The organism is Enterococcus sp. GPZ-007 (assembly GCF_059374735.1).
This window is the reverse complement of sequence record NZ_JCAFYN010000020.1, coordinates 14,926-27,474: the sequence shown is the minus strand read 5'-3', so window position 1 is coordinate 27,474 and position 12,549 is coordinate 14,926. Positions and strand designations below refer to the sequence as shown.

Annotated in this window: 14 protein-coding genes; 6 read left to right on the top strand and 8 right to left on the bottom strand. The window is 38.6% G+C overall.

Features of this window, described 5'->3' with window-relative positions; translation table 11 throughout:
- Positions 1–23: 23 nt before the first annotated feature.
- The gene (locus tag AC4J95_RS11630) at positions 24–491 is read right to left on the bottom strand and encodes a VOC family protein (RefSeq protein WP_494550018.1); all 468 of its coding nucleotides are present in this window, start codon (positions 489–491) and stop codon (positions 24–26) included.
- 181 nt (positions 492–672) lie between these two features.
- On the opposite strand from AC4J95_RS11630, the gene AC4J95_RS11625 reads away from it, so the two are divergent.
- Both AC4J95_RS11625 and AC4J95_RS11620 read left to right on the top strand, forming a co-directional pair.
- Positions 673–942, top strand: a complete 270-nt coding sequence (locus AC4J95_RS11625; RefSeq protein WP_316401559.1) for a type II toxin-antitoxin system Phd/YefM family antitoxin — start codon at positions 673–675, stop codon at positions 940–942.
- Positions 935–1,192 carry a Txe/YoeB family addiction module toxin gene (locus AC4J95_RS11620; protein ID WP_494550017.1) on the top strand — a complete coding sequence of 86 codons (258 nt, stop codon included), beginning with the start codon at positions 935–937 and terminating at the stop codon, positions 1,190–1,192. Before AC4J95_RS11625 ends, AC4J95_RS11620 begins: the two co-directional genes overlap by 8 nt.
- Positions 1,193–1,208: 16 nt before the next feature.
- Here AC4J95_RS11620 and AC4J95_RS11615 read toward each other — a convergent pair whose 3' ends face one another.
- Positions 1,209–1,634: a GNAT family N-acetyltransferase gene (locus AC4J95_RS11615; RefSeq protein ID WP_494550016.1), complete on the bottom strand. Its 426-nt coding sequence runs from the start codon at positions 1,632–1,634 to the stop codon at positions 1,209–1,211.
- 89 nt (positions 1,635–1,723) lie between these two features.
- Positions 1,724–2,467 (bottom strand): DeoR/GlpR family DNA-binding transcription regulator, encoded by a 744-nt coding sequence (locus tag AC4J95_RS11610; protein WP_494550015.1) that lies wholly within the window; start codon positions 2,465–2,467, stop codon positions 1,724–1,726.
- 158 nt (positions 2,468–2,625) lie between these two features.
- Between AC4J95_RS11610 and AC4J95_RS11605 the strand changes: the two genes are divergently transcribed.
- From AC4J95_RS11605 to AC4J95_RS11590, 4 genes are all read left to right on the top strand, one after another.
- A complete protein-coding gene (locus AC4J95_RS11605; RefSeq protein WP_494550014.1) occupies positions 2,626–3,402 on the top strand; it encodes a glycyl-radical enzyme activating protein in 777 nt (258 codons plus the stop codon).
- Positions 3,403–3,420: 18 nt separating this feature from the next.
- Positions 3,421–3,747 (top strand): cupin domain-containing protein, encoded by a 327-nt coding sequence (locus tag AC4J95_RS11600; protein WP_494550013.1) that lies wholly within the window; start codon positions 3,421–3,423, stop codon positions 3,745–3,747.
- A gap of 227 nt (positions 3,748–3,974) precedes the next feature.
- Complete coding sequence (locus AC4J95_RS11595; protein ID WP_494550012.1) at positions 3,975–4,613, top strand: dehydroquinate synthase/iron-containing alcohol dehydrogenase family protein; 639 nt, start codon at positions 3,975–3,977, stop codon at positions 4,611–4,613.
- 52 nt (positions 4,614–4,665) lie between these two features.
- On the top strand, positions 4,666–5,061 hold the full coding sequence (locus AC4J95_RS11590; RefSeq protein WP_494550011.1) for a MerR family transcriptional regulator: 396 nt from the start codon (positions 4,666–4,668) through the stop codon (positions 5,059–5,061).
- 148 nt (positions 5,062–5,209) lie between these two features.
- Here AC4J95_RS11590 and AC4J95_RS11585 read toward each other — a convergent pair whose 3' ends face one another.
- The 5 genes from AC4J95_RS11585 to AC4J95_RS11565 all read right to left on the bottom strand — a co-directional run bounded on the left by AC4J95_RS11585 (position 5,210) and on the right by AC4J95_RS11565 (position 12,542).
- Positions 5,210–6,496 carry a 6-phospho-beta-glucosidase gene (locus AC4J95_RS11585; protein WP_494550010.1) on the bottom strand — a complete coding sequence of 429 codons (1,287 nt, stop codon included), beginning with the start codon at positions 6,494–6,496 and terminating at the stop codon, positions 5,210–5,212.
- A 12-nt stretch (positions 6,497–6,508) separates the two neighbouring features.
- On the bottom strand, positions 6,509–7,546 hold the full coding sequence (locus AC4J95_RS11580; protein WP_494550009.1) for an SIS domain-containing protein: 1,038 nt from the start codon (positions 7,544–7,546) through the stop codon (positions 6,509–6,511).
- 1 nt (position 7,547) lies between these two features.
- Positions 7,548–8,837 carry a PTS sugar transporter subunit IIC gene (locus AC4J95_RS11575; RefSeq protein WP_494550008.1) on the bottom strand — a complete coding sequence of 430 codons (1,290 nt, stop codon included), beginning with the start codon at positions 8,835–8,837 and terminating at the stop codon, positions 7,548–7,550.
- A gap of 52 nt (positions 8,838–8,889) precedes the next feature.
- Positions 8,890–10,713 carry a helix-turn-helix domain-containing protein gene (locus AC4J95_RS11570; protein WP_494550007.1) on the bottom strand — a complete coding sequence of 608 codons (1,824 nt, stop codon included), beginning with the start codon at positions 10,711–10,713 and terminating at the stop codon, positions 8,890–8,892.
- A gap of 368 nt (positions 10,714–11,081) precedes the next feature.
- Complete coding sequence (locus AC4J95_RS11565; protein ID WP_494550006.1) at positions 11,082–12,542, bottom strand: sucrose-6-phosphate hydrolase; 1,461 nt, start codon at positions 12,540–12,542, stop codon at positions 11,082–11,084.
- Positions 12,543–12,549 lie beyond the last annotated feature (7 nt).

Below are 12,549 nucleotides of genomic sequence, written 5' to 3'. Positions count from 1 at the left end.
TGCAATATCTCGAATGATTATAGCTAGTCTAAAATGTCTTGGATATATTTAGGCTCCACACCCGTGCGCTCCGCCGTTTCCTCAATCGTCATACCAGAGTCAATGAAGCGTTTGACTACCATCACGATATCCTCAGCCACCTCAATAATATGCTTGTCCAAATCATAGAAGCGCACCGCCCGCTGTCCCCAGCTATGCTCCACGACTGGATGGAGATAATCAATATCGGACCGTTTGTTTAACAATTTAATGAACTCATCCATGTCATCGACTTCAAAATACAGCTCGCTGGCATTATTCTCAAGAATGACCTCGTCTTCCTTCTTATGAATAAATTCTGCCCATGTATCGACCGTCTGTAGAAACATGCCTCCAGTCAATTGAACATGAACACCCAAATCTGCCATCACTTCCAGACCTAAAACAGTCTGATAAAATTCCTTTGACTTTTCGATGTCTTGTACTGCAACCAAGCTACCTTTAAAGTTCATTCATTCTTCCCTCCGTAAAACCATTTTCATTCATTATAGCAATTTGTAAATGAAAGCGGGAACTTATAACGAAGAAAAGTATGTTTTGATTTTCCGTACAAAATATTGTACAATTAATATACAAAAACTTTTCTATTACATAGCCAAATTTTTCGTATCTTATTAGAAAGGGGGCAAAATGATGGAAGCAGTCGCTTACTCAACTTTTCGTCAAAACTTGAAAAGCTACATGAAGCAAGTCAACGATGATGCTGAAGCATTGATCGTAACAAGTAAAAATGTCGATGAAACCGTTGTTGTCATGTCAAAGCGTGATTATGACAACATGCAAGAAACACTGAGAATCCTTTCAAACTCTTACTTAATGGAAAAAATCCAAAAAGGTGATCGACAATTTCAACAAGGAACGTTTACGTCACACGATTTGATCGAGGATGAAGCCGATGAATAAAGCTTGGTCAGATGCTGCATGGGATGATTATATGTACTGGCATGAATACGGAAATAAAACCAATATCAAAAAGATCAATCGCTTGATCAAAGATATTGAACGAAACCCTTTTTCCGGAGTAGGAAAACCTGAGCCGCTGAAGTTTGAACTCACAGGGAAATGGTCGCGCCGGATCAGTGACGAACATCGCATCATCTACAATGTTGAAGAAGATACGATTTTCATTTATTCCGCTAAAGATCACTATTAAAAAAAACAGTATTCCGCTACTTGGCTTTAATCTTTTTGATTAAAAACAGTTCCATCGGCTGCTGATACTCTGGAATAGTGATCAGCAAGCTGCCCGCATCCTGATACCCCAGCTTACGGTAAAAGTGCTGGGCATCTTCATCCACCTGAGTCGACGTCATCAGCATCTTATATCCCCGCGGCTGCATTTCCTTTTCCCAGAACTCCATTATGGCTTTGCCATATCCTTTCCCCTGATAAGAATCTGCCACATATAGCATCGAGCAGAATGGGTGTTCATCCCAGAAAAGGTTGTACCTCAGCAAGCCAACCGCCACATTATCTACCAACAAAACATAACCCATCTTATCCCGAACTTTTTGCCTGAATTGGTCTTCCGGCAAATAATGATCCAGCGTGAACCAAAACGCTTGATCCCTTTCTTGAACATGACGAATCTCCATCTAAATCCATCACTCAGCTTTTCTTCTAGTATATCATCCGAGTTTACAAAAAAATCAGCCAGACTATTTTCTGACTGATCACCTCTTCTTTATACGGTAAAAACATCAATTTTTTCTTTTCGCAAAAATTCCAGCGCCTCTTTGTTGATCATTCCATCGGTAAATACTTTACTAATCTCACTGAAAGCAAATTCGGAAACCACGCCGTTTTGTGAGAACTTACTGGAATCGGTTAAAACGATCGTCTGCTCTGCAGCGGTCGCCAGCATCCGTGTCGTGTCGCAGCGAGTGATATCACTACCAGTAAAGCCGCGACGCTGATCAAAACCGTCGATCCCGACAAATAATTTATCAACGTAAAACTCACTGATGACCTGTTTGACTAATGGCCCGACATTCACCTGAGATTCCTTCTGGTATTCGCCGCCGATTAAGATGACTTTGACCGATTCGGCCTTACGAACGTAAGAAGCGATGAAACAAGAATTTGTAATGATCGTGATGTCACTTCGATTGAAGGCTAATTCTTCGGCTAACAAAGCGCAAGTAGAGCCGGACTCGATCATGATTACTTCGCCATCATTGACGATCTTGCTGGCTTCCAAAGCGATTTTACGTTTCAAATCATAATTTTGCGCTAGACGGTAATTGATGTCATCCATATTGTTCAACAAGGCATAACCGTGCTGGCGATGCAATAGACCGCGGGCTTCTAATTTATCCAAATCTTTGCGAATGGTTACTTTCGAAACATTCAGCAATTCTGAAAGCTCGTTAACTTCGATTTTTTTCTTTTTGCTGACAATCGCAAGAATCTCTTCTTCTCTAGACATAGGCTCTTCTCCATCCATATTCTATCATTTCTATCAGACTATCATATTTTAACAATACGAACAACTTTGTTTGCATTTTTAATTACGAACGTAACCATTTATATTTACGTTAACAAATATATATGTTAAACTCTGAGTGAGATCAAGGAGGGAATCCGATGAATGATAAAGCGTGTATTTTCAATATTCAAAAATTTAGTATCCACGATGGTCCCGGCATTCGCACCGTCGTATTTTTCAAAGGCTGCCCGTTGCGCTGCTATTGGTGTTCTAATCCCGAGTCGCAAAATGGCAAGCCAGAGCAAATGTGGGACACTCAGAAAAATGCCCCCACCACTGTTGGCGAATACAAATCAATGGATGAGATCATCACGGAAGTCATGAAGGACGAAGCCTTCTATGAAGAATCCGATGGCGGTGTTACCTTGTCCGGCGGTGAAGTCCTCTATCAAGCAGAATTTGCGACCGAACTTTTACGTCAGCTAAAAGTTAAAGGTATCCATACTTCCAGCGAAACGACCGGATTTGCAAAAGCCGAAGCCTTCAGTAAGTTTATCGAACAGGTCGACCTGCTCTATTTCGATGTAAAGCATCACGATGAACTGCAGCATAAAACTGGCACTGGTGTTTCGCTGAAACCCATCTTGAAAAATCTAGCAATCGCGATCGAGCAAAAGCAAAATATTGTCGTGCGGATTCCGGTAATTCCTAATTATAATGATGGACCAGCAAACGCAGCTGCTTTTGCCAAGCTCTTTAACCAGATGAACATCACCGAAGTTGAGCTCCTACCCTTCCATCAGTTCGGTGAGAAAAAATACTCCTCATTAGATCGTGATTATCAAATGCAGGACATTCCGCAGCTGCATACGGAGGACTTGGATTATTTCAAAGAAATCTTGGAAGAAAACAACATTCAATGTAAAGTACAATAGGAAGAAACACTGACACTCTTGACTGAAGACGAGGGTCATTACCGCAATTATCCTATCTTCCCTTTCAATGATCAGCGCGGTTTTGAAATCTATCGAATCGAGCTAGATCCCGGTGCTTTTTCGCAGGCAGAGGCCCATGGCAACGGAGTCCAAGAATTCATCACCGTTTTTTCTGGTGAACTAGAAGTACAGTTTCTTGATCGAAAATTAATCGCAAAAGCGGGTGAAGGGCTCCGTTTTAAAGCAGACACTAAACATAGCTATTACAACCCTTCAAATGAACTTACTACGATTAATAGGGTCATCTGGTATGACTCACAAAAAGAAATAAATCCGATCAGCTAAGAGTTTTTCTTAACTGATCGGATTTATTTCTTTCATATACGCTTCAATCGCCTCTGAAACATTCGAAATCTTCAAATTATCTGCAATTTTCTGTTGAATCTCTTCACAGCGCTTTTTCATTTCGTGATCTGCCAAGGTTGAACAAGCTTCTGCATTTTTTCTGTTGACTTAGAGTGTACTCGAAGATTTATGGTTAATATATCAAAAACAAAAAAGGAGTGGACATTATGCGAACATCTTTAACTCAACTTGAAAAACAGAAGTTTATTAACCAAGCTGATAGGACAACAGAAGAATTTCTTGACCAAAATATTCCATTTATTCTACAGCTTGCGACAGCTTACTTAGCACAATCCGAGCATATCACTGTCACGGACAAACTAACGGAAGTGCTGCTGCAAGATCTTATGCATATCACTTTGAAAGTAAACTATGTTCCAAACGAGCAAGTGAAACCAACCGCGTCCATAAGAGCGCTCGGCTTTTCACCACAGCTTTGTAAGGTATTAAACCTCGATAAGAATTTTCCCATTCAGAAAATCACGCATGAAGTCATTCGCTATTTTGATCTTTCTGAAGCAGCAGCATGGAGTATTATTTGGCCAAATTGGGCCCGTTTCATTTATCGCAAACAGCTAGAACGATTTGTGTTATTTGCCGAGAACATCATGAACGTTGCCTCGTGTGAAAATGAGGAAGAAACAGCACTGAAGGGGATTCATGCGATGGAAAAATTTTTCCAGATCCTTCGATTACCAAAAAATTTTGAAGAGTTGGGTATCTTCCCTACAGATCATGAGTTGGAACAACTATCGCAAAGAGTGGGAGGTCCTGAATGTCTGCTTATTCTGAAATGTTTGCGATAACAAACTGTTCATCTGGTAAAATAAAAGGAAAAGACCTTCAAGGAGGATAATAATGGGTTATAAAATCAGTGACATTTCAAAAAAGACCGGTCTCAGTGCCTATACATTAAGATTTTACGATCAAAAAGGATTGCTTCCCTTTGTTGCCCGTGATGAAAATGGTCGCCGCCATTTTAAAGATTCTGACCTTGAATTTCTATCGATCATCACCTGTTTGAAGGATACCGGCATGCAGCTAAGTGAGATTAAACAATTTGTCGAATGGTCAATGGATGGCGATCCGACTTATGAAAAGCGGCTCGACTTCTTTACTGAACATAAAAAAGAAGTCGAAAAACAATTAGAACAAACACAAGCCTACTTAAGCAAGATCGACCGTAAAATCGCAAAATTCAGCAAGCAGCATGAAGCGGCGATGGAGAATCAATCCAAAAATACCACAGTATAAACACAAACTAAAAAAACAATATAAAATAAGTAACAAAACAGCATGTGAAGAGACCTCTTTACTTGCTGTTTTGTTACTATTGTCCTTCTTTTCACTTGAGTAATCACTGGGGAAATGCCTTTTAAATCAAATACAGATGGTCTGCTCTTTAACGTACCTTTTCTGTTAATTCTTCAAGCAACCCTGGATGAACATATGCTTTATTCGCAACCAACATTTCATCTAACATTGGTTTAGCTATATCGTAGTCTCCAACTAATGGATGTGCAACCATCGCCTGCAAGGCTTTTCCATAATCTCCCTCAACTGCTGCTTTCACCACTAGACTTTCATAGTTTTTGACAGCTGAAACTAAACCATAGACCCCTTCTGGAACATCGTTTTGGACTAATGGAGTAATACCATTTTTATTAAGCATACACGGTGTTTCAACCGAGGCATCATAAGGCAAGAAGTTGATTGCTCGTTCATTTTTTACATTTGCAACGACCCACATATCCTCATCATTGTATATGGCTGATAATGCTTCAAGAGCTAATTCACTGTAGCCTCCTCCTCCGCGATTCTTTAGGATCTCGGGCTTGTCATGCTGGTCTGGATTCTCTAAAGCAGCATAAATATCTTTTTCTAGACCTAAGACAACTTCACCACGAGTTAATTCAGCATTTTTTAATTCTTCAAGTTTTTTATTCCTATGGAAATAGTACTGACAGTAAAGACTTGGGAGTGCTCCGATGCGTTTGATCAGGTCTGGGGCCACTGTTTCATGAATATCGGCAACCTTGTCAAATTCTTCTTTGGATAATTTTCTGCCATTCACACGGATATTATAGGCAAAATTCATGTGATTCAGACCAACAAAATCATATTTAACATCTTTATAATTCACACCTAATGCCCAATCTACCCATGTTCTTGGTCGCATACCTCCAGCACATAGAGCAATAAATTTTGTTTTGGTATAATTTCTAACTGCTTCGGCTAAAATTCCTGTTGGATTGGCATAATTAATCAGCCAAGCATCCGGATTATGCTCTTCAACTGCTTTGGCGATCTCCAAAATTGCAGGGATTGTTCTTAATGCTTTCATGTAGCCACCAGGTCCAGTTGTTTCTTGTCCAATAACACCATATTTTAATGGGATTTTTTCATCATTGATTCGCGCTTGATTCCCACCTACTCGTATCTGAGTCAAAACAAAATCCTGCCCTTTGACTGCTTCTACTAAATCGGTGGTTCGCCGAATTTCAAATGATAGATTATGATAAGCTTTGTAACGATTTAAAAATTCGTACATGATTTTCAATCGTTCTTCATTAATATCCATCAGCGTTAACGCAGTAACTGGTAATTTTTCTTTATTCTGGGCTAGTCCTTCAATAATTTCCGGTGTATAAACACTTCCAGCTCCAATAATCGCAATTTTAAGTGACATTCTCTACAACTCCTAATCTTTCGTTCCTACAAATTTGAAAAAATTCTCATGGACTTTAGTATCTGGATTGAAGCCAGTCTGCAACGCCCATTCATTCGCTAATACTTGAAATATGAGTGTTAGCAAAAGCTCAATTCCAATTGTCTCTTCTTGCAAAACCAAATCAATATCAGAATTAGTTAATGAGAGATACAGTGTATTTTCAGTAAAAAATCTTGTATAGTTTGTAACCTTAGTCGTTAACTCACTAGACTCGCCCGTACCAATAAATATGTGATGACTATTGTCTTTAATCAATCGATGAGGACCATGAGTAAACTCACCTATCTCATAAGACATCGCTGGAACACGCAGCGTTTCCAGTAATTTCAATGCTCCCTCATCAATCAATGGTTTAAATCTACCTTCACCTGTAACGGTCACATATTCTAGCTCTGCCCAATGGTAATTTTTCGTCATCCACTGCTCAGTATTCTTTTTAACTTGAGGCATACTACCGATCGCTGATGATAACTGTTCAAGAACTTGATCTTCTTTTTTCTTATCTATTTTTCCTAGATGCGTTCCAATGACCAGCCCTAGTTGAATCAATCGTAAAAAAGTAGCTGAATAGCCAATTGTCTTAGGACCAATCAATTCGTCAGGACAGCAAAGATCAATAAAGATATCTGCTAAATTTCTCTTATAATCGTTCTCTACTGCACTGATAAATATTGTGAAATGATTTGCTGATTTTGCTCTTCGAATACAATCTAAGGTCGCGATACTACTTCCTGTTTGAGAAACAGCAATTAAGATATGCTCTCCTAATTTCTCGACTCTTTCTAAATAAGCTGACGGAGTGAAGGTCAGAATCCCTTTGCCGGTGAAATCATTCAGGTATTCTTCAGCCATGGCTATCGCATTTAGCGAACTCCCAGAGCCTACAAAGACCATGGAATCCCCCTTAATCACTAAGTCAGTGGGAAGTTCAATCTTTGATTCTAGCAGCTTAGGAAGCAAAGTAAATTGTTCCTCAATAAAGTGATTCATTTGATTATCCGTAATCATTTTAAGTCGTTCCTTCTTCAATAATTTTTTGATTGCTTGCTGACGTTGCCGCTTCTTCCATCTCTGCAATTTCCAAGCGTTGTTTCTCTAGCATCTTGAAGAATGGATAGTAGATCATTCCACTGACAACTAAGGCTCCTACCCCATAAACCGCTGCTCGCCAATCACCACCAGATGTCAAATATTGCATTAAAATCGGCGGAGTTGTCCACGGCACAGATACCACTGGTCGGTTCATCAGATCAAAATTCATTAACAAATAGGCAATAAGTGTCAAAATTAAATTGCATAAAGTATAAGGAATCATCAATATCGGATTCAATACGACAGGTGCCCCATAAACAATCGGTTCATTAATCTCAAAGAGACTCGCCGGAAATGATAATCTGCCTAACGTTCGCAGCCCTTTATCCTTAGAAAACATCATAAAGACAACCAGCATAAAGGTTGCTCCGCCTCCACCTAAGAACAAGAAATTTACAAAACCAGCTGCTGTAACATAAGGCAATGGATCTCCAGCAGCGAACGCCTCTGCATTTGCTCCCAGCATCGTCAAGAAAATCGGATCCGCAACTGAAAGAACAGCCCCTCCATGTATCCCTACACACCAAAGCATTGAACGCAAGAACATGAAGAGTATGATTCCAGGAAGTGTATTCAATCCCACAACTAAAGGACTGAATAATGAGTTTAAGGCTTGGTTAATATCAAAATTAAGTAAAATTCGAATGACCCAAAATAGTGTCAATGACAGCAATAGCGGCAGTAAAATTTCAAAAGATTTTGCGATTGCTGGTGGCACGCTATCCGGCATCTTGATCGTCAGCTTCTTTTTCATACAAAAGCGGTAGATCTCAACGACAACGAAGGAAATAATGATGGCGGAGAAAACGCCCATTGTGCCAAAATTTGCTGTATTTAACGCGTAGGTTCCATCTTCACCAATAGTTGTCTGCACTAATAGAAAACACGACAATGCCATCAGTACATTCCGAACCGTATCAATTTTGTAAACCTTCGCCAAACTATAGCCAATCCCAACGACGGCAATCAACCCAATGATGCTAAAGGTTACGGATGGCGGAACCATTAAAACATTTTTATATGGCTCAATAAATTTCTGGTAACTATCGGAAGGAAATTGCGCCAAGATCATAAAAATCGACCCGATAATCGTAAATGGTACCGTCAAAATCATCCCATTTTTAATAGCGATCATATAGCGATTCTCCCCCAGTTTAATCAATGGCGGCGAAAGCTTCTGATCGACAAAGTTCACCAATTTATTCATTTTCTTCCTCCTTTTTCACATAAAACAGGCTTAGCTACTCAAAATATTTTTACTAATCTAATAAACGATTAAATTGAATCTCTTTAAAAACCAAATTCATATCTTGCACCTTTGGCTTGTCAGTAATCAACACATAGATTTTGTCGACTCGGCTCAGTTCATTATTCTCTCTCCACTTGACCTGGACTGGTAGTTTAAAGTGCAACAAACGATTCTTCGAACGATAATCACTAGAACAAATAATCAATGCCGCTTTCTTTGAACGCCAAAATATCAGATTCACGTTGTCTTCAGTTAATGCTCGCTCAATAAACGTCTCTTCTGCGTATTTTTTTTGCAATAAGAAATCGCGAATAAGTTGAATCGTTTCTTCTTTTCTTTTGCTAGTAAAAGTATCAAGAAAAATTTTTTCTCTCTCGAAATATCTATTGAGTCTTTCTAGAAGCTTTTGGCTTCTGATCGTCCCCAATTCATGTTTTAGGGCAGCTATATGGCTGGCATTCAGCACATCCATCGAAAGTATTTTGCCTTTTTGAACACATAAATCTTCATTTTGAATAAAAACAACTCGCTTATCGGCTGCAACTTTTTCAGAGCTAGCTCTTTTGCTTGAACAAATGGAGATTTTGGATAATGGTAGTTCCTTTTCCAAATTATTTTTTACATATTGCTTGCTCTCAATACTCTGATTCATTTGGACACAAACGGTTAATTCTCGTTTATCAAACATTTGAGTATTCGCCAGAACGATTAAAAAGAAGCAGAGCTCATCATCACTAATTTTCGGAAGCTGATCCTTTAAGACATAGGTACTCAATTTTAATGCAATAAAATCCGTCCCATGCTCATTCATTAAATTGTTCAAAAAAGGATGAAATATCCCGATTCGATACTCCGCTCGTTTGTTTAATTGCTCAATTTGTTTGGTCATCTTTTGAAGCAACTGATGCTCCTCCAAAAAAGATACATTTCTAATTTGACAATAAGCAGCTAACATTTCCTCTGCAACAGGATTTTTTTTTAGTGAGTCGGTTTCCTCAAAAGTCATCTCTTCAAAGGCATCACAATACTCGAAGAAACGTTCTGGATTGTAATGATCATTAAAATGAAAATTCAAACGCTGTTCTAAACTTCTTTGAAAATACAATCCAATATCATTTAAGTTTCTGCTTATTTGGGCTGAACCCATTTCGCCAAAAAGCAAAATATCCACCATGACATGAATAACGAGTGTTTTAAAAAAATCATAATTAAATGAATAGTCGAACTGCTCTTCTAACTCATTTATCGAAAGCTTGATTTCCTCTTCAAAATCCTCTACTAAGATTAATGTGGCAACATATTCATCATCGGATAGTAGTTTGCGATTATCAAAAATAATGGATGTTCCAAACTTATGGACAGCATCAATGATCGCTACTTTAATGTTTTTTCTCTCACCAACTACCTCGGTCCCTTGGAAATCCTTTTTGATTTTCAGATTATATACTTGTAATTCCCTTTCAATCGATTTCAAATCAGAAATGACCGCATTCTTAGATAAGAAGAGCAGTTCACTAAGCTTATTTATTGAGGTCTTTTTTCGAAAATTGAATAGCAGAATTAACTTCATCACTTCTCGTCGATAAGTCAAGGAAGTATCTACACTTTTGATTTGGCTCTTTTCATTCGACAATTGAGAGACCAGTTTTACACCAAAGCCATATTTTTTATCCAGTACAAGATTATTTTTTTCAAAATAAGGGTGCAGTTTTTTCAAAAGATTTCTGATTGACCGGACAGATAGTCTCAAAGACTGAGCCAGTTCTTCGTATGTTTGATAATCCTCCTTTAATAAAAGCTGTTCTAATAAATAATGTTCATTGGATGTCAACATCTTAATCACCTTCACAAGTAAGCGCTATCTTGTACCTTTAATATAGTATAATTCGTTTATTCGCGATACACTAAAATCCTTCCTAACTTTAGGAAAATTCTGATACACATCTATGATATAATAGATTCTTCAAAAGAATGGCTCTTGATCATATATTGATGACCTAAAATATGACAAAATAAAACTAACCTAAAAGCTTTTGTGAGAGTTACTTTACAAAAGTGAAGTCGAATTTTTTTTACTTTACAATTTGAATATAGGTATCATTGATGATTCTACAATCACTAACTTTGATGAGTTAAAGTGCATATCAAAAACCCCCCAGAAATATCGGATGGATTCCGACTTTTCTGAGGGGTGTTTTGGATTTATTTTTCCAGTTCATAATAAAGTGCTTGAATTTTATTATTAGCTTCTAAAACTAGTTTTTTCTGATTTTCCACCGGATAATAATTCGCTGTCAGCACTTTTTCTCCGCCATTAATAAAAATCTCGCAGGTAGAGCTGTCAACGTAAATCGCCAATGTTAATGGTTGATTCTGTTTGATCGCACTCTCTCGAATCTCCCCAAATTCAGGATTTAAAGGATAATCCGTTTTACTGCGATCTAACTTTACTATCCCTTCTTCAGTATCGTAAATGAAAGTAAGAGCTTTTTTGTTGTTTTTATCAGAGAACAAGTGAATCATTCCTTGACTATTTGCCGGAATTTCAAGCTGCAGCTCATAGGAATTCTCGGTTTCTTTAACCAACTTTTCTGCTGAGTCCAGCTCAAGCTTCTCGCAGTTTTTTCGCAATTGTTTTGTTTCGGCTACCGGGTATTGATAGAGCTTACCGCCTTTGATCGTTAGTTCTTTGACCAAACTTAGACAATGTGCCCACCCTTCATCAAAGGTTGGATAGGTCATTTCAGGTAATCCGATCCAACCGATACTTAAGCATCGTCCATCTGGTGCCGTGAATGCTTGGGTCGCGTACAGGTCAAAGCCTTCGTCTAATAATTGCTGTGAAGCAGGATTTTCTAGTTTGCTTTCTTCTTTTAAATAACGATCTGCTAAAATGTAAGTATTAGGATAAACGTTTTGATATTCCAACTCATTTTTATCTAACCCCTGCGGACAAAGCAGCAAAAGTGTTTGATCTTCGATGAAGAGCAGATTAGGACATTCCACCATAAAGCCTAAATCTACATCGAATTTCATCGGTCCTTGGTACTGCCAATCGGTTAAATCTTGACTGGTAAAAACTAGCACTTCGCCTTTTTCGTTGTCTGTTTGACCACCGATGATCATCAGATATTCATCCTCATAGCGAATGATTTGCGGATCGCGGAAATGCGCGCTGATTCCCGTCGGAGGCTGTTGGATCAATGGTTCAACGACTTTTTCGATTTCGCCTTGTCCATTCATCCAAGCACCCAATTGATAAGTATGGCGCTCCCATGCTTCGTCTCTGACATTTCCAGTGTACGCGAGAAATAGTTTTTCCTCCACTGAGATTGCACTGCCGGAGTATGCTCCATGAGAATCATATACAGAATCTGGTACTATTGCTAAACCTTCCGATTCCCAATGAATCAAATCCTTTGAGGTCATATGCTGCCAAGACTTCAAGCCATGGGCTGCACCAAATGGAAAGGATTGATAAAACAGATGCCACCTTCCATTAAAATAACTAAATCCATTAGGGTCGTTCAACAATCCAGTTTCCGCTTGAATATGATAGTTCAGTCGCCAATTTGAAGTATTGACGCTGCTTTTTAGATTCTCTAAATGGTCACTCGTCCATTCATGATACGGTCGATAGCGATTTTCTTGTGTCCATTCCATCTCATTC

Bases quoted from the DNA above. Each gene is read 5' to 3' on its own strand.
- AC4J95_RS11630 (WP_494550018.1), bottom strand. From the start codon at position 491: ATGAACTTTAAAGGTAGCTTGGTTGCAGTACAAGACATCGAAAAGTCA.
- AC4J95_RS11625 (WP_316401559.1), top strand. From the start codon at position 673: ATGGAAGCAGTCGCTTACTCAACTTTTCGTCAAAACTTGAAAAGCTAC.
- AC4J95_RS11620 (WP_494550017.1), top strand. From the start codon at position 935: ATGAATAAAGCTTGGTCAGATGCTGCATGGGATGATTATATGTACTGG.
- AC4J95_RS11615 (WP_494550016.1), bottom strand. From the start codon at position 1,634: ATGGAGATTCGTCATGTTCAAGAAAGGGATCAAGCGTTTTGGTTCACG.
- AC4J95_RS11610 (WP_494550015.1), bottom strand. From the start codon at position 2,467: ATGTCTAGAGAAGAAGAGATTCTTGCGATTGTCAGCAAAAAGAAAAAA.
- AC4J95_RS11605 (WP_494550014.1), top strand. From the start codon at position 2,626: ATGAATGATAAAGCGTGTATTTTCAATATTCAAAAATTTAGTATCCAC.
- AC4J95_RS11595 (WP_494550012.1), top strand. From the start codon at position 3,975: ATGCGAACATCTTTAACTCAACTTGAAAAACAGAAGTTTATTAACCAA.
- AC4J95_RS11590 (WP_494550011.1), top strand. From the start codon at position 4,666: ATGGGTTATAAAATCAGTGACATTTCAAAAAAGACCGGTCTCAGTGCC.
- AC4J95_RS11585 (WP_494550010.1), bottom strand. From the start codon at position 6,496: ATGTCACTTAAAATTGCGATTATTGGAGCTGGAAGTGTTTATACACCG.
- AC4J95_RS11580 (WP_494550009.1), bottom strand. From the start codon at position 7,546: ATGATTACGGATAATCAAATGAATCACTTTATTGAGGAACAATTTACT.
- AC4J95_RS11575 (WP_494550008.1), bottom strand. From the start codon at position 8,837: ATGAATAAATTGGTGAACTTTGTCGATCAGAAGCTTTCGCCGCCATTG.
- AC4J95_RS11570 (WP_494550007.1), bottom strand. From the start codon at position 10,713: ATGTTGACATCCAATGAACATTATTTATTAGAACAGCTTTTATTAAAG.
- AC4J95_RS11565 (WP_494550006.1), bottom strand. From the start codon at position 12,542: ATGGAATGGACACAAGAAAATCGCTATCGACCGTATCATGAATGGACG.